This is a genomic window from Epilithonimonas pallida (genome assembly GCF_900182975.1).
Taxonomy (GTDB): Bacteria; Bacteroidota; Bacteroidia; order Flavobacteriales; family Weeksellaceae; genus Epilithonimonas; species Epilithonimonas pallida.
Window position 1 is genome coordinate 18,612 of sequence record NZ_FXUO01000010.1, and the last position, 17,601, is coordinate 36,212.

Here is a 17,601-nt window from a genome sequence, read left to right on the forward strand (position 1 = left end):
AGACGGAAAAAATATCTGCCTTTTTTTAACATCCTCGATTTAAAAATTATTCTACAATAAATTTAGTGTTTAATTCTCCGGTTTTAAGAATATAAACGCCTTTTGGAAGATTATTAAGAATAATTGTATTTCCGTTCTGGAAAGGATTTTCGATAGTCTGAACACTTTGTCCAACCATGTTATAGATGAATGCTTTTTTGAACTGTTTCAAATCTTTGTCTCCTGTTATATTAATAATATTACCTTTTACAGGGTTTGGAGCAATTGTCAGATTTTTCGAAAAAGAAGCGTCATTTACAGCTAAAGGAGATTTTCCCCAGATTGCTTCTATCCATTCTGGATGATCTATAAATGGATTTCTGTTTCCCTGGAAAGTGTATGCTGCATTGTTTCTATCGATTTCTTTTTGAGAAACCGGATCTTGTTCGCTCCATTTCAGCATCAGATTAAGGTACCATAATTGTAAACCTCTGTTTTTTGATCCGTCCAATGGGCTGGAAGCAGTCTGATATTGGCTAAAAGAAATTAAATTATCTTCATATCTTGTCACAAAATATAAAGCCATCCTTGCAAAATCACCTTTAAATTCATTGACAGGCTCAAAAACCGATCCACTGTAACCAGGGACTTTACTTGGTCCTACTTTAGTGCCATTTTTAGATGTCCATGTTGGTGTAGATACTTCTCCATAAGGATAATCTCCTCTTTTCGAGTTAGTATAGCCATCTGTCGGAACAACAAAATGAATATCATGCGACATTGGAACAGCATTTATTCCCCCAAAATATGTTTTTGGTATAGAGTGTTCCCTGTTATAGCAGCTTCCTTCTCCGGAATAACTTCCACATTGGTTTCCACCAGCAGAAACTTGTCCCCATTTGAATTCGTAGGGATCATTACTTATTCCTGGTGTATTAGCTGCGGGATTTTCAGAATACATATCAATGATAGTTCCGTCATTTTCGTAATATTTATCAATATCGGTTGTTTTATATCCCAACCATAATCCACCTGTACCACTACCATAGCCCATATCTTTTGCTCCGTTAGTAATAATTTGAGCAAGTTTTGATTTTAAAGCATAACCAGTAAGGCCATCAGTTCCATCATAATATCCGGTTGGAATCTGGGAAAATCCTAAACTGAAAATACTGATAAACAGAATAAAAATAGATTTTTTCATTTCAATAAATTAAGAATGTAAAATTACTATTTAATCTTTTTTATTTTTGCTAAATACTTCATTTTTAAGTAAAAATTAAGTTAACATAACGTTGTGTTAATTTATTTTTTGATAAATAATAGAATATTAGTTGAAATAATTCTTGGGTGAATAATACAAATAAAAAAGAACCAAACAATAATTGGTTCTATGTATTTAATTGTTGTTGATTTTAGTTCTCAACGATATGTTTTTTGTTAACTTTTGAGAATAGCCAAGAGATAGACAATCCAAAAAACAATGCAATTGCTGAAACAATAAAATAATTAATCAATTCGATCTTTACCGGAAAAGCAAGACTCTCGCTCGCCTTGAAAAATCCTGTATTGATTTGTAAAAAACAGATGGCCGAACCGATAATTAACCCACACAGGATTCCTAATAATACAATTAACAAACCTGTAAAGAAATAGATCAAGCGAAGATTTTTCATATTAAAACCCAAAGCAATCAACGATTTTGCTTGATCCTTTTTATCTAGCTGTAATATAGTAATGGCTCCAGCCAGATTGAATGTCGTAATAAAAATAACCAGCCCGAAAATCAGATAGATCATCAGCTTCTCTGTATTGATCATTTTCCAGAATGCTGCATTTTCTTCAGATTTTGTATTGACTGTAATTTGGGTTCCCAGTTCTTTGAGAAGATTCGATTTTACAAGATCTGCCTTGGCCGGATTTTTCAGTTTGATTACAATCTGATAACACGCCGATTTTGAGAGTCCTAAAAGTTCCTGAGTCAGCTCAATTGGTGATATGATGTAATTGTCAATCTGGTCATTGCCTGGGAATATCCCTGTGACATAGATATCTTTCTTATTGAAAATGTCATTTTCCTGCTGGATAATTCCTTTTCCAGGTTTAGGCATCAGAATCGTTGCAAAATCCTGACTGGAGTTAACGGGTAACGAAAGTCTGTTATCCAGACCATTTTCCATAATAACTTCATTACTGTATTTGAAGTCAGGATACTTCCCGTAAAATATATTGTCATTAATGGGATTCACATTGGTGTAAGCAGAATCCACACCACGCAGATAAGCAATCTCGCCGTTATCCTTGTAGCCGAGATAGACTTTTTCTTCTATTACTTTAGAAAAATGGGCAATATCTTGGTTGTTACGGAGTGCTTTTTGGATTTTATCAATCTCAGGCAGAACCTTTCCTGTTTTACTTTTAATGGTAAGATCAGCGTGGAGATTAGCGATCATTTGCTTGTTCATCTCTTCCAGACCGGAGAAAACGGATATGATAATAAACATTGCCGCGACTGCCGCTACCATTGCAAATGCTGCCAGCCAGGTAATAAAAGTTACTGCTGTACTGCCTTTTCGGGCAATCAGATAACGCGATGCTATGTAAAAAGCATTTTTCAATACTACAGGATTGGATTGTCGCCTTCGCCTCTCAGTTCTTTTTCTATGCGCTCTACATCATCCAGGCTTGTATCGATATAGAAAACCAATTGCGGGATGATACGAACCTGCTTGGACATTTTTTGCCCCAGATAATTACGGTAAAAAGCATTATTCTCATTGATTTCCTTCATAATGGGCTTCCTCAATTCCGCAGGGAAAATGCTAAGGTATATTTTTGCAATCCCCAGATCAGGAGTGACTTTAACATCAGAAACCGATACCAGGAAGCTGCTTTGCTGGCTTTCCGATGCTTGTTTACGGAAGATTTCTGCCATATCTTCCTGAATAATTTGCGCTACTTTTCTTTGTCTGTTGCTTTCCATAAATGCTGCAAATTTAGTGTTTTTATTTTGATTTTTTTGGAGCTGTTTCCCGCTTTCCGCTCATACTCCTCACGCCCAGGCTTTCCCAAAGCTTGTTGCGGGGTAACCGCTGCAATCGGGGCTAGGGATTTTGTCGTCATACATCTGTCTGCATAACAAATACATCTTCAGTTATTAATTCAGCAACCATATCAAAGCTTGCTTTAGCTCTCGTTTCCAGTAACTTTCGGAGTGCGTTCCATCTTCATCTATTTTTACAATGATGTTTTTCTCCGGAACAGATTTTTTGATCAGTGCCTGATATACAGCTGCAATTTCCGGAGCCATTGTTTCATCTTCGTTTTTGCCTGCCACGAAATAAAATTTAGAATTCTTTAGATTGTTATGGTTTTTATTCAGATAAATTTTCAGGTCTTTCGAAACAAACCAGAATGCCGGGCTGAAAATTCCGGCTTTTCCAAAAACAGCAGGATATTTGACAGAAGCATAAAGCGAAATCAACCCGCCCATAGAACTTCCCATAATCAACGTTTTTGAAGCCTGTTTCTGTGTTCTATAAGTTTTATCAATATAAGGTTTCAGGGTTTTTGCCAAAAAATCGGTATAAAGATCACCTTCGCCTTTGGTTTTGTATTTGTCATTATTCCATGGCGAATATTCGGCCAGTCTGGTTTCTCCACCATTATCAATTCCGATGACTATGGCAGATTTTCCGTTTGCTTTGTAGATATCATTCAGGGTTTCGTCCACGCTCCATTCTCCGGAAAAGCTAGTGAATTCATCAAAAAGATTTTGCCCATCATGCATATAGATAACGGGATACCTTTTATTGGAAATTTCGTAATCGGGCGGAAGATATATCCAAATCTTTCTGGTTGTATTAAGTTGTGGGATTTTAAAATTCTCACTTAATATTTTGACATTTGAAGCCGCAGTATGTTTTTTCTCTTTTGGTTGCGCCCAGTTTTGGATTTTTAATTCAACAGTTTTTGAAGAGTTAGAAACTTCCAGGACTCTGTTTGGAGAGTCTTCTGCTGTTTCCCAATTTCCCTGAGTGATTTTATATTCTATTTTTTGTGAAGGATTCGGGATCGTTAACGTGTAAAATCCATTAATCTTTGTGAATTCAAATTGCTGATCACCCGGATTCCAATTATTAAGGCTGGAAGCCAAAAATATTCTTGAATTTTCTTTGTTTTCAGGGAGCTTTGTGATCTTAAAAATGATTTGAGCATTCATAATCCAAGATATCAAGACTAAAAGTGCTGATGACAATCTTTTTAGAGGCAGCTGATTACCGGGCATATTGGGTTTGTGATTTGATGAATTCCAAAGTTTTTTCAGCAACATCTTTTGCTTCATTCAAATTGATATTGCTGAAAGTGTGTTTCGCATTATCAAGTATAAAGTACTGGTGATATACATTGTTTTCCTCCAGAACATCTGCTAACAATTGGGATTGTGAAATATCAACAACGCTGTCTCCGCTTCCGTGAAAAATAAGTGTAGGCACTGTTTTTTCTGTTATATAAGTAATAGGAGAGAGTTCTTCGCATCTTTTGATGGCTTTTTCTTTTTGAGTTTTGATGTCAAAGCCGGTCAGCTGCAATATTTTTTGATGTCTTGTTTTATAAGTTTTGGGATAGTACATCCTGAATGCTTCTAACAAGAGTATGTTCGCATCGGTTTTAAAAAGCTCATTAAGATCAGATGGTCCGTAAAAGTTCACAACATATTTCAGTTGAGGAGATTCTGTTGTTTCCTTCTCTTGATTATAAGCGGTTAACATTGCGATATGGGCTCCTGAAGATCCGCCCCAAACACCAATATTATCGGTGTCGAACTTATATTTTTCAGCATTGTCTCTAATCCAAGTCAAAACATCTTTGCAATCTTGCAGGGTTTTCTCAAGGTGTGTGTTGCTGTCGATATTTGTAAAATTGATGCTGATAACGTTGTAACCATTGTCTACCAATTCTTTTAAAACATATTCTCGGAAGTTTTGTCGAACTACACTTTTGTCACCGATTACCCATGCGCCACCGTGAATGAACACGACTACTGGTGATTTTTCTTTTCTCAGATTCTTTGGCTGATAAACGTCTAGTTTCAGAGGTTTTTCATCAGATGTGATTTTGTATATTATATCTTTTTGAAGGTTGGAATTTTGAACCAATTTTGGCAATTGTATGTCCGAATTTACTTTTGCCGAGCTCAACTTATAACTTAGAAAACTGAGAATAATTAAAGAAAAAACAAGTATAACTCTGTATTTGGCCTTCATTTAAAATGTATTGCATCTCAAATATAAATAAATTTCCGTCTTGACATTATGTTAAATTTTGATTTTATGAAAAATTTAAGGTTTTGTTTCCGCTTTGCACAGCTATGTTTTGTAAATTTGGGTCACTTTTAATTAATTTCTTATTGGAAGAAATTATAATTCAAAATCAATTTTTACAATGACAACAAAATACGAACAAATTCCTAGTTCTCTTTTTGTAAAAAACAGAAAGAAGTTTGCAGAAAAACTTTTACCAAAATCTTTAGCCGTTTTTAACTCAAACGACATTTATCCGATCAGTGCGGATTCTACAATGCCTTTCCAGCAGCATCGCGATATTTTTTATCTGAGTGGTGTTGATCAGGAAGAGAGTATTTTGGTGATTTTTCCTGATGCATATCTGGAAGAGAACAGGGAAATTTTGTTTTTGCGGGAAACGAATGATCATATTGCTGTTTGGGAAGGGGAAAAATTGTCAAAAGACCAGGCTTATGAAGTTTCAGGAATCAAAACGGTTTATTGGCTGAGTGATTTTGATAAAATTTTCAAATCATTGATGTATGAAGCGGAAAATGTTTATCTGAACAAGAATGAACATTACAGAAGTGCCGTTGAAACCGAACTGAGAGAAGACCGGTTCATTAAAAAAGTGCAGGCAGAGTTTCCAATGCATAACTATAAAAGAAGCAATCCGATACTTCAGCGTTTAAGAAGCATCAAAGAACCGGAAGAGTTGGCATTAATCCAAAATGCCTGCAATATTACGGAAAAAGGAATCAGAAGATTGTTAAGCTTTGTAAAACCAGGTGTTTGGGAATACGAGATTGAAGCCGAGTTAATCCACGAATTTGTAAGAAACAGAAGCAAAGGTTTTGCTTACACCCCAATCATTGCAAGTGGAAATAATGCGAATGTTCTTCATTATATCGCTAATAATATGCAGTGTAAAGAAGGCGATTTAATTCTTTTGGATGTAGGCGCAGAATATGCGAATTACTCTAGTGACTTGACCAGAACTATTCCTGTCAGCGGAAAATATTCTGAAAGACAAAAGGAAATTTATAATTCGGTTTTGAGATGTAAAGTTGAAGCTGAAGACCGTTTGGTTGCTGGCAATAACTGGCACAGGTTCCATAAAGAAATGGGAGAGGTTTATACGTCGGAATTGCTTCAGTTAGGATTGATCGATAAGGCCGATGTTCAGAATGAAGATCCGAAATGGCCTGCATATAAAAAATATATGATGCACGGAACATCTCATCACATGGGATTAGACACACATGATTATGGGATCCTGACAGATGATTTTGTAGAAAATATGGTCTTTACAAACGAGCCTGGCTTCTATATTCCGGCGGAAGGATTTGGTGTGAGAATCGAGGATGATTACGTCATCCAATCTTCAGGAAAGCCATTTAATCTGATGGCGAATATTCCTATAACTGTAGAAGAAATTGAAGATGTAATGAATTCTTAAAATATCAAATTTTGAATAAACATACAAATCCCGGACATCATTTGATATTCGGGATTTTATTTAATACTAAATTTAATACTAAAATTTTTACTTTTTGAAAAATTCCATCAGATCTAGATAGTTTTTCTGATTAACGCCGTGTCCGCTCATATATTCCCGGAAAGAAAAATAAGCGCTCAGGTCATATAAAATTTCTGCAGCTTTTCTTCCCCAGTCTATAGGAATTACCGCATCTTCCATACCGTGAGAGATAAAAAAACGTAGATTTTCATATTTCTTTTTATCCTTCACTATATTTCTAAGCATTTTCTCTTCCGGAAAACTGCTGAGACACGCAATTTTTGAAAATAAATCCGGGTATTGCAAAGCCAGAGAATAAACAATGATGCCACCCTGGCTGAAACCACAAAGATGAGTTGGATTGTTAGTTAGTCCATATCTGTTGGTCACGGACATAATATTTTCCATAACCAGTTTCACTGCTTCGTTGCCTTCATTTTCATCCAGAAAATTCGATGGATTATTAAAATCTATATCAAACCACGCATATCCGCCGTAATTTGAGTTTTTAGGAGCACGGAAACTCACAACTAGCCAGTCCTCCGGCAGAGTAGGCACAAAGTTAAACAGATCCTCCTCATTGCTTCCATAGCCATGAAGCATAAATAATATTGGTGTTTCAGGTGTGATATTCTGTGGTTCTCGGACCAGATATTGTAATTCCATAAGTGTGCAAATATAACCAAAAGCACCATTCTATGAATATTAAATTATTGTGTCTTCAAGACCTCATCTAAAAATTAAAACACTAATTTTGCGTGACAAAAATTTCTATTTATCAATGGACAAAATACCTAGTGTAGATCTGCGTGATTTCCTTTCGGACAACCCGGAACGCAAACAGAAATTTGTAAATGAAATCGGAAAAGCTTATGAAGAAATTGGTTTTGTAGCCCTCAAAGGACATTTCCTTGATGATAAGCTTGTGAGTGAATTGTATGGAGAAGTGAAAAACTTTTTTGACCTTCCCGTGGAAACGAAACAGAAGTATGAGATCCCCGGCATCGGAGGGCAAAGAGGTTATGTTGGCTTCGGAAAAGAAACGGCTAAAGGTTTTAAAAAGGGAGATTTGAAAGAATTTTGGCATTTTGGACAATATGTTTCAGATGATTCAAAATACAAAAACGAATATCCTGACAATGTCATCGTGGAGGAACTTCCGAAGTTCAATGAAGTAGGTAAGGAGACTTATCAGATGCTTGAAAAAACAGGGAAATATGTTTTGAGAGCTTTGGCTTTATATCTTGATCTGGATGAATTTTATTTTGATGATAAAATAGCTGAAGGGAATTCTATCCTTAGACCTATACATTATCCGCCGATTACAGAAGAACCGGACGATGCTGTGAGAGCTGCCGCTCACGGAGACATCAACTTAATCACGCTTCTAATGGGTTCTCAAGGAAAAGGCCTTCAGGTTCAGAATCACAATGGCGATTGGATTGATGCTATTGCTGAGCCGGATGAGCTGGTAATCAACGTAGGTGATATGTTGTCAAGACATACCAATAATAAATTGAAATCTACGATTCACCGGGTAGTGAATCCGCCAAGAGAATTGTGGGGAACTTCAAGATATTCGATTCCGTTCTTTATGCATCCTGTAAGTGATATGCCTTTGGATGTGCTGGAGAATTGTGTGGATGAAAATAATCCGAAATTATATCCTGACGCAACAGCAGGAGAATTTTTAAGAGAAAGACTAATTGAATTAGGTCTGATAAAAATCTAATTGGGATTATATTCAAAACAAAAAACCGTTGAAAATTCAACGGTTTTTTTATTTATTTAAAATCTAATTTTTTTTAAACTGCTTTTACAATAAAGTAATTTTTCTTTCCTTTTTGCAGAAGAAGGAATTTTCCATCAATCAAATCACTTTCAGAGATCGAGAAATCTTCACCAACTTTAGTTTTATTAACAGAGATTGCATTCCCTGTCAATTCTCTTTTAGCTTCACCTTTAGATTTTAGAAAACCTGTTTTTTCGGAAATCAAATCAACGATATTGCTTCCAATAACTTCTGATTTTGCAATGTCTTTTTGAGGGACACCATCAAAAATCTGAAGGAATAATTCCTCATCAAGACTTACAAGATCTTCCGCGGTCGATTGTCCGAAAAGAATCTGGGATGCTTTCAATGCTTTTTCATATTCCGCCTGTCCATGCACCCAGACCGTCACTTCTTCAGCCAGTTTTTTCTGAAGTTTTCTTTCGTGCGCTGCTGTTTTATGTTCTTCAACCAGAGCTTCGATCTCTTCTTTTGGAAGGAACGTGTAGAATTTGATGAAACGTTCTGCATCATCGTCAGTGGCATTCAGCCAGAACTGATAGAATTTGTAAGGTGAAGTTTTCTTCGCGTCTAACCAATAGTTTTCACCGCTTTCGGACTTTCCGAATTTGGAACCATCTGCTTTTGTAATCAACGGAACAGTTAAAGCGTAAGCTTCACCTTGTGCTTTTCTTCTGATTAATTCTGTTCCGGTTGTGATATTTCCCCACTGATCAGAACCTCCCATCTGAAGCTTAACACCATTGTTCTGATAAAGATGAAGGTAATCGTAACCTTGTAAAAGCTGATACGTGAATTCCGTAAAACTCATTCCGTCAACACCGGAATCTCCTGAAAAACGTTTCTTTACGGAGTCTTTGGCCATCATATAATTGACAGTAATATGTTTTCCTATGTTTTTCGCAAAATCAAGGAAAGTGAAATCCTTCATCCAATCATAATTGTTCACAAGCATTGCTTTGTTATCGCCATCACCGTCAAATTTCAGGAATCTGGATAACTGGTTTTTCAGACAATCAACGTAATAGAGTAACGTTTCTTCGCTCAAAAGATTACGTTCTGCAGATTTCCCGGAAGGATCTCCAATCATTCCTGTTGCGCCTCCAACCAAAGCAATCGGCTGATGACCGTGCTGCTGAAAGTGAGCCAGGATCTTGATCTGGATGAGACTTCCGATATGCAAAGAATCTGCAGTTGGATCAAATCCAATGTAAGCTTTTGTCATCTCTTTATCCAGTTGATCTTCCGTTCCCGGCGTCATATCAGAAAAAAGTCCACGCCATTTCAGCTCTTCTATAAATGCATTCATTGTCTTAAAAAAAATTTAGCTGCAAAGATAAGAATAACTAGCTGTATTTGGTTTTATCTTTTAAAATTATTGAATATGAAATGATATTCAACGCTGATTAATTTTTAGAAAACAATAATCATATTAATGAATTGTGATAATGATTTAAATCAGATTTAACCTGTAACTTCAATAATTATCACTATGTTTGCTGTAAACACACTGCTGAAGAAGATGATTATAATGAAAATGAGCCAAGATGACTAAAATTTTAAACAAAAAAGGATACTTTCTTATTGTTTTTTTCTTTGTTTCCTTTTTTTATTCGCAGTTAAGACCAAGCATTGTCTACGGTGATTACAATGGTTACTGGGTTTCCCAGAATAACTCGGCCAGTTATGTAACAGCACAGGACACAAACAACCTGCTGGGAATTACAGTTGGTGGCGTTACTTATTCTACAGGCGTTAATAATGCGAAACTTGCAGCTAACGGAATAACTTATGTCAACGAAAGTTACAGGGCTTTCCCAACTGCTTTTAATACCATAAGTACCAATCAAAATTTTCTTATCGGAATCCCACGTTATGTCAATGGTGTTATCCAGGATCAGACAAATACGCCTTCTTTGAGCTGTAATACATCGTTAGGTTATTACCTCAGAGACGGTATCAATGGTTTGGATCTTAGTACCGCGGTATTTAATATCCCGAGACAGGATCTGACATTTTATGTTAATGTATTAGCTGATATTAATCCGAATTGTATTAACGATGATATCCCGGACATCATTGTAACACAGGTTGGTGAACCTAGTACAACCTTTGATATTTTCAAATTTACAGATGCGGCAGGAAATACGATCGGAGTTCAGAAAGATGTTAACTTTTCAACTGTGTCTCCATCCGGGAAAGCACTCTGGAGTTTTTATTACGCAGGCAATTGCCCGCATAATTATAACAGCGGATCGGGATTTTCCGGGACAACGCGTGATGTCAGAATTCTGACTTTTAAACTAAGTGATTTTGGAATTACTTTAGCTAATTATACAAGTGCTGTAAAGTTTGTACAGGTTTTGTCCGGAGATAGTGATGTTGCTTTTTCTGCTTACAGCAGTAATTCTTTGTCACTATACTGTTTGGAAAATGCTGTGACATCAGGAACAACTTCGGATACCAAAATGGGAATTACTTCTATAGGAAGAGCTGGTACAGATGCAAATGCTAATAATTGGCCTATGGTGAGAAAGGGTGGTTATATTGCTTTGGAATCCAACAAGAAGCCTTTTGTCATAAGTCGGGTAAGCACAGCCGGACTTGCAAATATTACGAATCCGGTTGAAGGGATGATGGTGTATGACACTACAGAAAACTGCCTGAAAATCTATGTCAATTCTATTATTGGCTGGAAATGTTATAATAAAAAAACTTGTCCATAATGATGAAGAAGGGTTTGAATATTTTAATTTTTATGTTTAGCCAGATTGGCTTTTCACAGGTTATTATTGGTAATAATATGGGGACCGCTGCTGATAAAACTTCTGTTCTGCTGGAGTTTTCAAACACTGAAAATAAAGGAATCATTCTTCCTTACATTACTGATAAGACAGGTATAAATACTCCCGGAAGTATTATTCTTAATGCAACGACACCTACAGCAGCCAAAGTAGAATATTATAATGGCACATCCTGGGTTGATCTCAGCGTGCAGGCGGCTAATGTATCTTCCTATCTTGGGATTCAGCCGACAGCAAAAGAAAATAACAATGCCAAAGTTATTATCGGGGCCAATAGCTCGACCGCTGATGGGATCTTGGTTTTGGAATCAACGACTAAAGCTATGGTTTTGCCGATAGTCTCCTCTTATCAAAATATTATTAATCCTGCTCCGGGAATGATGGTTCTGGTTGATAATGGAGGGATCAAGACCTTGGCTGTCTACAATGGGAATCAATGGAGTTTCTGGAATTATTAATTAAAAAATCGCGATTTTTTTGAAACTGATTTGGATTTTAATCCCGTAACTTTGCGGTTATGAATCAGGACACTATTTGTGCGCTGGCAACAGCTAACGGCATTGGAGCAATCGGAATCATCAGGATCTCCGGCAGTCAATCTTTCGGAATTGTGAATAAAATCTTCACAGGAAAAAATCTGGAAAAAGTGAAATCTCATACCGTTCATTATGGTTTCATTATGGATGAAGGAGAAACGATTGATGAAGTGATGATTTCAGTTTTTCATGCTCCGAAGACTTTTACTACGGAAAATTCTGTTGAGATCTCTTTCCACGGTTCGCCTTATATCGGGAAAAAAATTCTTGAAGCCCTGATTAATAATGGTGCGAGAATGGCAAAAGCCGGAGAATTTACAATGCGCGCTTTTATGAATGGCAGAATCGATCTGTCCCAGGCCGAATCTATTGCCGACCTGATCGCATCTGAGAATGAAGCTTCCCGAAAAGTAGCGCTTAATCAATTAAAAGGTGGAATTTCCAATGAGATTTCTTTCCTGAGAAATGATTTGTTGAATTTCACATCTTTAATTGAACTGGAACTTGATTTTGCAGAAGAAGATGTTGAATTTGCTGATAGAACAGCTCTTAAATCCTTACTTTATAAAATCGAAGACAAATTGAATTCTTTGATTGAAAGTTTCCAATACGGTAATGCAATTAAAAATGGAACTGCTGTTGCCATTATCGGGAAACCAAATGCCGGAAAATCCACACTTCTTAATGCACTGTTGAAAGAAGAAAGAGCGATTGTAAGCAACATCGCAGGAACAACACGAGATACAATTGAAGAAATCCTGCACATCAAAGGACATGCTTTCCGATTAATCGATACGGCTGGCTTGCGCGAAACTGATGACGAAATTGAAGCGATTGGTGTAAAAAAGGCAAAAGAGAAAGTTGAGAATGCAGAAATTTTGGTGTATTTGGCTGATGCAGGAACCGAGGATTTTTCTGAAGATGTTGAAATGATAAAATCCTTATTGAGAGATGGTCTGAAGTTGATTATCTGTGCTACAAAAATTGATGAGGTTATTCCGACCCGATATGAAAAGTTAGAGCAGATTTTCAGAAACGAAATCTCGACTGATTTTGATTTTATAAAAATTTCGGCAGTAGAAAATCAAAATATTCAGGATTTAAAAAACGAATTATCTTCTTATGTTGAGCATTTGAAATCTGAAGAAGGAAATGTTGTCATTACCAATCAACGTCATTACGAGGCTTTACAAAAGTCTCTGAACTCCGTTAAGCAAGTTGATGACGCTGTAAGTTCACAAATTACAACAGAACTTTTGGCCTATGAACTGAGAAACGCTTTGGAATATCTTGGTGAAATTTCGGGTGAATTTAGCAATGATGAGATATTGGGGAATATTTTTTCTAAGTTTTGTATCGGGAAATAACATTATCCTATTAAAAAGCCCATCAATAAGGCCAAAAATGAAAAACTCTTATTTTATTAGAGTTTAGAAAAAGTTTTTCTTTTCCTTTTGTTTCTTTTTGTATGGTTTATCATTCCAAAGTTGTAAGTATTATTTAATGATTTTAATTTTAGATAATTAAACTCATTTAAATCAATACAAAAATGACAGCTTACACTAGAAAAAGACCACTCAAAGAAAAAGGAAAATTTGCGTTGTATTTAGATTTATATGCCCACGGAAAACAATGGCAGGATTTACCTTGAACCTGAAAAAGGAAATCCCACTGTCAAACAAATGAATAAACAAACATTAGCTATTGCCGAAAAGGTAAGGGTAGAAAGGTTGCACCAACTTCAAAATGAAAGTTTCGGAATTAAGAAACCAGCAAAGATGTATCTCAATTTCAATACTTTCTTTCTTGAATTGTGGGAAGAAAGAAAAAGAACAGGAGTAAATTTTGCAAGTTGGGAAAGTGTTTATAAACAACTAAACAATTTTAATAAGAAGATTTTGTTTACTGAAATTACAGAGAGATTGATGGAAGAATTCAAAGCTTACTTGTTAAAAAGACTTCATCAAAATTCAGCTCCCAATACTTCAATATCTTCAAACATTCTATTCACGAAGCCTACCGAAGAAAATTGATAAAAGAGAATCCAGCAGATACCGTGAAATTTATCAAAGAAGTGGAAACTCACAGAGAATATTTGACCAAAGAAGAAATTGAAAGATTAATAGAAGCAGAATGTAGATATGATGTACTAAAAAGAGCTTTTTTATTCTCTTGTTTTACAGGATTACGTTGGCCGGATATTAATAAGCTAACTTGGAAGGAAATCAGAGAAGTAGACGGTGTTCATCACATTGTTTATAGCCAAAAGAAAACCAAACATTCCGAAGTCCTACCAATCTCGGATAGTGCGGTTAAATTAAAGTGATTGTTGCTTCTCTTAATTCATAAATTACTGTCATGTATGCTTATATTTTTGAATGCCATCTTTTAAAGAAAACACTTCCTTTTCAGGAAAAATGTTCTTGATTTTTTTCACCACTTCTGCACTGCGTTTCCCGGATAGACAATACATTACAATAGATTTTGAACAATCCGAAATATAATTTGAATGATCTTGTAATTCTTCTACGGGAATATTCATTCCGCCGATATTAAACTGTTCATGTTCCTGTGGTGTGCGAACATCTATAATTTCAAAATGATCCTTTTCCTGCATCAGTTGCTCAAATGTAATGGTTTCTATGGACTGAGGCAAACCTGTAATCTGTACGGAAGTTTTTCTTAATTTGATAATCTGGGTTTTGCCGTTCAGAACATTCATCATCCAGAGTTTTCCTGCCAGTGAATCTTCGGGATTTGTAAAATATTTTATGGCTTCATTAGCCTGCATGCATCCGACAATTCCTGCCAGTGTAGGAAGTACACCACCTTCTCTGCAGTTCGGAACCTGCGATTCTTCGGCGTTTGGAAAAACATCACGGTAATTGGGAGAATAAGTATCGTCTTTCTGTATCACATTCCAGATGCTTACCTGGCCTTCGTATTGATAAATAGCGCCATATACCAAAGGTTTTCCTGTCAATACACAAGCGTCGTTCAGTAGACATTTCGTTTCAAAATTATCGGTTCCTTCAATAATCAAATCAAATTCAGAAATCAAATCCATGACATTTTCAGAGGTTACCCGGAAATTGAACGGAATAATCTTTACCGATGGATTTTGCTGCTGTAACTTTTTAGCAGCAACATCAACTTTTGATTTTCCGATATCTTCCGGAGCATATAAAATCTGGCGGTGCAGATTGCTTTCGGAGACGGTATCATCATCGGCAAGACCAATGGTTCCTATTCCTGAAGAAGCCAGATATTGCGCCGAAGGACAGCCAAGGCCGCCCATTCCCACAATCAGGACTTTAGCGTTTTTGAGAAGTTCCTGAGACGAAGACCCAAATCCGGGTAAAGCCATCTGGCAATGATAACGTTCAAGCGGGTTACTCATATTTTTCCAATTAAATCTGTTTTCTTAAAATATCCTGTGCTTTCACCATATCTTCGGGTGTATTTACGTTCATTAAAGAATCGGGGTTGCCTGGTTTCAGGATTAAGGTATCACTGTTGATCAGAACTTTCCTTGGGCAGGTAATTCCTGATCCTAAAAAATTGAGGAGCAAAGGATAGCTTTTGGGTTCCCAAATCGTAATCAACGGCTCGGGTAAACCATCAAAAGGACTTTCATAAGTGGTGGCTGCTTTTTCTATATTCCTGTTTTCAATTAAAAACTCTAATGATTTTTCATCCAACAAAGGTAAATCGCAGGCAACGACCAACCATGCCTTATCTCTTTGAGAACGCAACGCCGAAAGTATTCCACCGAAAGGTCCCATATTCAGAAAAGTATCGGTGAGGGCATTGTAATTTAGATCAAAATTTTCCAGCTGGTCTTGCCTGCAGGAAATAAAAACCTCGTCACAAAACGGAGTTAAAAGATCAGCCGCATAATACCGTTGCTCTTTGCCGTGCCAGTTGATTTTATCTTTAGGGTTTCCCATTCGCCGGCTTTTTCCACCCGCGAGTACCAATCCGTTGAGTTTTGGGAAATTACTCTCTTTTGAAATCATTTTTTCCTCCGGATTTTTCGGTGAGTTGTATTTCTTTGATTACGATGTCATGACTCATCGCTTTGCACATATCATAAATGGTAAGTGCGGCAACAGATGCGCCTGTCAATGCTTCCATTTCGATGCCTGTTTTAGCTTCGATTTCGGTAGTACAATAGATTTCAATTTCATTTTGAGTGTTGATTTCAATATCTATTTCACAGTTGTCCATGCCAATAGGATGGCAGAGCGGAATCAGTTCTCCCGTTTTTTTTGCAGCCATTATTCCTGCAATGATGGCAGTTTGGAAAACAGAACCTTTTTTAGTTTTAAAATCATCTTTCTGAAGTGCTTCCAGTATGTTTTCGGGAAGTATAACAGTGGCTTTGGCAGTGGCTTTCCTGTGGGTAACCTTTTTACTGCCTACATTCACCATACCCGGCTGTTCTTTTTTATTAAGATGTGAAAAGTTTGTCATGAGTAGAATTAAAAATTATATTTCCATATTTTATACACTTCACCTTTCTTAAATTCATTTTTTTCAAGGGGAAGTTCTATAAATGCATCGGTTTCCGCAAGATGGGAAAAATCCCCGGAACCATTGGTGTTTACTGATTCTGCAATCAATTGTCCTGATGGATTCACACTGAGTTTTACCTGAGCAAAATATTGTAATGAAAAAGGAAAATCGATATCATTTTGCAAAACGGCATACTGGGGATTTTCCGGAATTTTCAAAGATTTTTCCAACCAGGGAATAAAATACCTGTGTAAACACATAAATACGGAAACCGGATTTCCCGGGAATGCAAAAACCAATTTTTCGTTTTGGCTTTTTCCGAACCAGAAAGGTTTTCCCGGCCTTTGTTTTATTTTGTGAAAGAGCTTTTCTATTCCCAGTTCTTCACAGGCTTTGGGCAGATAATCGAATTTTCCCATAGAAACCCCGCCGCTCAACAGTAAAATATCGTAATTGTCGATACATTGGGAGAGTTCTTTTTTTATTAATTCAAAATCATCATTCCAATGCAGCCGGTCAGCATCGATTTTATATTTTTCCAAAACAGATTTTATAGTAATTCCGTTAGAACGTCTCAGCTGAAATGGAGTAGGAGTATTTTCAGGTGGAACCATTTCGTCTCCTGTGGAAATAATAGCTACTCTGGGAAGTTTTTTCACTGTCAGAAATGTTTTTCCGACTGATGCGGCAATTCCCAAAATAGATGGTGTAATAACCTGATTGGCTTTTACCAGTATTTCTCCTGCCTTTTTATCTCTTCCTTTCAAATGGATATTCTGTCCTTTTTTAATATCAATATTGATAATTGCTATATTGTTGTTTATCAAAATATCTTCATAACGAATAACAGTATCCATTGAATAGTGCAATGCTGCTCCGGTCATAATTTCTATGCATTCATTGTCTTCATCAATAGAAAGTGGTGCTTCTCCGGCAGCTTGTACAGATTTGATGGTAAAGCTGCGCAATCCTTTTTCATACGAATTAAAACTGATGGCAATTCCGTCTACTGTCGGTCTGTCAAAAGGCGGCAAATCACGGTCTGCCAGAATATCTTCTGCTAAAATCCTTCCTGAGGCATTTTCATAGAAAATTTCTTCTGTTCCGAAATTTTTTACCTGGGAAAAGATGATTTCTTCTGCCTGCTGTACACTGATCATTTCCATAA

The 17,601-nt window shown here is 36.5% G+C and carries 18 protein-coding genes; 7 read left to right on the forward strand and 11 right to left on the reverse strand.

Annotation, left to right across the window (positions count from 1 at the left end; genetic code table 11):
- Nucleotides 1-46: 46 nt before the first annotated feature.
- The 5 genes from QOL71_RS16225 to QOL71_RS16245 form a co-directional block, all read right to left on the reverse strand.
- The gene (locus tag QOL71_RS16225) at nt 47-1,183 is read right to left on the reverse strand and encodes an endonuclease (protein WP_283417939.1); all 1,137 of its coding nucleotides are present in this window, start codon (nt 1,181-1,183) and stop codon (nt 47-49) included.
- Between the two features lie 211 nt (nt 1,184-1,394).
- Nucleotides 1,395-2,597 carry an ABC transporter permease gene (locus QOL71_RS16230; protein WP_283417940.1) on the reverse strand — a complete coding sequence of 401 codons (1,203 nt, stop codon included), beginning with the start codon at nt 2,595-2,597 and terminating at the stop codon, nt 1,395-1,397.
- 2 nt (nt 2,598-2,599) lie between these two features.
- The gene (gene rbfA / locus QOL71_RS16235) at nt 2,600-2,962 is read right to left on the reverse strand and encodes a 30S ribosome-binding factor RbfA (protein ID WP_283417941.1); all 363 of its coding nucleotides are present in this window, start codon (nt 2,960-2,962) and stop codon (nt 2,600-2,602) included.
- A 174-nt stretch (nt 2,963-3,136) separates the two neighbouring features.
- Nucleotides 3,137-4,201 carry an alpha/beta hydrolase gene (locus QOL71_RS16240; RefSeq protein ID WP_283417942.1) on the reverse strand — a complete coding sequence of 355 codons (1,065 nt, stop codon included), beginning with the start codon at nt 4,199-4,201 and terminating at the stop codon, nt 3,137-3,139.
- Nucleotides 4,202-4,256: 55 nt separating this feature from the next.
- Nucleotides 4,257-5,246, reverse strand: coding sequence for an alpha/beta hydrolase (locus tag QOL71_RS16245; protein ID WP_283417943.1), 990 nt, complete (start codon nt 5,244-5,246; stop codon nt 4,257-4,259).
- A 178-nt stretch (nt 5,247-5,424) separates the two neighbouring features.
- Here QOL71_RS16245 and QOL71_RS16250 point away from each other — a divergent pair, with 178 nt between their 5' ends.
- Nucleotides 5,425-6,723 (forward strand): aminopeptidase P family protein, encoded by a 1,299-nt coding sequence (locus tag QOL71_RS16250; protein WP_283417944.1) that lies wholly within the window; start codon nt 5,425-5,427, stop codon nt 6,721-6,723.
- Between the two features lie 87 nt (nt 6,724-6,810).
- On the opposite strand, the gene QOL71_RS16255 is transcribed toward QOL71_RS16250, so the two are convergent.
- Nucleotides 6,811-7,449, reverse strand: coding sequence for an alpha/beta hydrolase (locus QOL71_RS16255; protein ID WP_283417945.1), 639 nt, complete (start codon nt 7,447-7,449; stop codon nt 6,811-6,813).
- Between the two features lie 115 nt (nt 7,450-7,564).
- Between QOL71_RS16255 and QOL71_RS16260 the strand changes: the two genes are divergently transcribed.
- Complete coding sequence (locus QOL71_RS16260; RefSeq protein WP_283417946.1) at nt 7,565-8,515, forward strand: isopenicillin N synthase family dioxygenase; 951 nt, start codon at nt 7,565-7,567, stop codon at nt 8,513-8,515.
- A gap of 73 nt (nt 8,516-8,588) precedes the next feature.
- Here QOL71_RS16260 and tyrS read toward each other — a convergent pair whose 3' ends face one another.
- Nucleotides 8,589-9,884, reverse strand: coding sequence for a tyrosine--tRNA ligase (tyrS, locus tag QOL71_RS16265; RefSeq protein WP_283417947.1), 1,296 nt, complete (start codon nt 9,882-9,884; stop codon nt 8,589-8,591).
- A 238-nt stretch (nt 9,885-10,122) separates the two neighbouring features.
- Here tyrS and QOL71_RS16270 point away from each other — a divergent pair, with 238 nt between their 5' ends.
- The 5 genes from QOL71_RS16270 (at nt 10,123) to QOL71_RS16290 (ending at nt 14,241) form a co-directional block, all read left to right on the forward strand.
- Nucleotides 10,123-11,301, forward strand: coding sequence for a hypothetical protein (locus QOL71_RS16270; protein WP_283417948.1), 1,179 nt, complete (start codon nt 10,123-10,125; stop codon nt 11,299-11,301).
- Complete coding sequence (locus QOL71_RS16275) at nt 11,301-11,837, forward strand: hypothetical protein (RefSeq protein ID WP_283417949.1); 537 nt, start codon at nt 11,301-11,303, stop codon at nt 11,835-11,837. Before QOL71_RS16270 ends, QOL71_RS16275 begins: the two co-directional genes overlap by 1 nt.
- A 59-nt stretch (nt 11,838-11,896) precedes the next feature.
- Complete coding sequence (mnmE, locus tag QOL71_RS16280) at nt 11,897-13,282, forward strand: tRNA uridine-5-carboxymethylaminomethyl(34) synthesis GTPase MnmE (RefSeq protein WP_283417950.1); 1,386 nt, start codon at nt 11,897-11,899, stop codon at nt 13,280-13,282.
- Between the two features lie 315 nt (nt 13,283-13,597).
- Nucleotides 13,598-13,948 (forward strand): phage integrase SAM-like domain-containing protein, encoded by a 351-nt coding sequence (locus QOL71_RS16285; RefSeq protein ID WP_283417951.1) that lies wholly within the window; start codon nt 13,598-13,600, stop codon nt 13,946-13,948.
- Nucleotides 13,945-14,241 carry a tyrosine-type recombinase/integrase gene (locus QOL71_RS16290; RefSeq protein WP_283417952.1) on the forward strand — a complete coding sequence of 99 codons (297 nt, stop codon included), beginning with the start codon at nt 13,945-13,947 and terminating at the stop codon, nt 14,239-14,241. Before QOL71_RS16285 ends, QOL71_RS16290 begins: the two co-directional genes overlap by 4 nt.
- A gap of 30 nt (nt 14,242-14,271) precedes the next feature.
- Here the strand turns inward: QOL71_RS16290 and QOL71_RS16295 are convergent, their stop codons facing one another.
- Genes QOL71_RS16295 through QOL71_RS16310 form a run of 4 tightly spaced genes read right to left on the reverse strand, consistent with a single transcriptional unit; the run spans nt 14,272 to nt 17,599 of the window.
- Nucleotides 14,272-15,315 (reverse strand): HesA/MoeB/ThiF family protein, encoded by a 1,044-nt coding sequence (locus QOL71_RS16295; protein ID WP_283417953.1) that lies wholly within the window; start codon nt 15,313-15,315, stop codon nt 14,272-14,274.
- A gap of 10 nt (nt 15,316-15,325) precedes the next feature.
- Entirely contained in the window at nt 15,326-15,934 is a 609-nt protein-coding gene (locus tag QOL71_RS16300; protein ID WP_283417954.1) for an NTP transferase domain-containing protein, read from the reverse strand.
- On the reverse strand, nt 15,915-16,391 hold the full coding sequence (gene moaC, locus QOL71_RS16305) for a cyclic pyranopterin monophosphate synthase MoaC (protein ID WP_283417955.1): 477 nt from the start codon (nt 16,389-16,391) through the stop codon (nt 15,915-15,917). The genes QOL71_RS16300 and moaC overlap by 20 nt, the downstream gene beginning before the upstream one ends.
- Before the next feature lie 8 nt (nt 16,392-16,399).
- Entirely contained in the window at nt 16,400-17,599 is a 1,200-nt protein-coding gene (locus QOL71_RS16310) for a molybdopterin molybdotransferase MoeA (RefSeq protein WP_283417956.1), read from the reverse strand.
- Nucleotides 17,600-17,601: the final 2 nt, after the last annotated feature.

What these genes read in the sequence shown, in the direction of transcription:
- rbfA (WP_283417941.1), bottom strand. Translation starts at nt 2,962, where the DNA reads ATGGAAAGCAACAGACAAAGAAAAGTAGCGCAAATTATTCAGGAAGAT.
- QOL71_RS16245 (WP_283417943.1), bottom strand. Translation starts at nt 5,246, where the DNA reads ATGAAGGCCAAATACAGAGTTATACTTGTTTTTTCTTTAATTATTCTC.
- mnmE (WP_283417950.1), top strand. Translation starts at nt 11,897, where the DNA reads ATGAATCAGGACACTATTTGTGCGCTGGCAACAGCTAACGGCATTGGA.
- QOL71_RS16310 (WP_283417956.1), bottom strand. Translation starts at nt 17,599, where the DNA reads ATGGAAATGATCAGTGTACAGCAGGCAGAAGAAATCATCTTTTCCCAG.
- QOL71_RS16270 (WP_283417948.1), top strand. Translation starts at nt 10,123, where the DNA reads ATGACTAAAATTTTAAACAAAAAAGGATACTTTCTTATTGTTTTTTTC.
- QOL71_RS16295 (WP_283417953.1), bottom strand. Translation starts at nt 15,315, where the DNA reads ATGAGTAACCCGCTTGAACGTTATCATTGCCAGATGGCTTTACCCGGA.
- moaC (WP_283417955.1), bottom strand. Translation starts at nt 16,391, where the DNA reads ATGACAAACTTTTCACATCTTAATAAAAAAGAACAGCCGGGTATGGTG.
- QOL71_RS16275 (WP_283417949.1), top strand. Translation starts at nt 11,301, where the DNA reads ATGATGAAGAAGGGTTTGAATATTTTAATTTTTATGTTTAGCCAGATT.
- QOL71_RS16260 (WP_283417946.1), top strand. Translation starts at nt 7,565, where the DNA reads ATGGACAAAATACCTAGTGTAGATCTGCGTGATTTCCTTTCGGACAAC.
- QOL71_RS16255 (WP_283417945.1), bottom strand. Translation starts at nt 7,449, where the DNA reads ATGGAATTACAATATCTGGTCCGAGAACCACAGAATATCACACCTGAA.
- QOL71_RS16250 (WP_283417944.1), top strand. Translation starts at nt 5,425, where the DNA reads ATGACAACAAAATACGAACAAATTCCTAGTTCTCTTTTTGTAAAAAAC.
- QOL71_RS16300 (WP_283417954.1), bottom strand. Translation starts at nt 15,934, where the DNA reads ATGATTTCAAAAGAGAGTAATTTCCCAAAACTCAACGGATTGGTACTC.
- tyrS (WP_283417947.1), bottom strand. Translation starts at nt 9,884, where the DNA reads ATGAATGCATTTATAGAAGAGCTGAAATGGCGTGGACTTTTTTCTGAT.
- QOL71_RS16285 (WP_283417951.1), top strand. Translation starts at nt 13,598, where the DNA reads ATGAATAAACAAACATTAGCTATTGCCGAAAAGGTAAGGGTAGAAAGG.
- QOL71_RS16225 (WP_283417939.1), bottom strand. Translation starts at nt 1,183, where the DNA reads ATGAAAAAATCTATTTTTATTCTGTTTATCAGTATTTTCAGTTTAGGA.
- QOL71_RS16240 (WP_283417942.1), bottom strand. Translation starts at nt 4,201, where the DNA reads ATGAATGCTCAAATCATTTTTAAGATCACAAAGCTCCCTGAAAACAAA.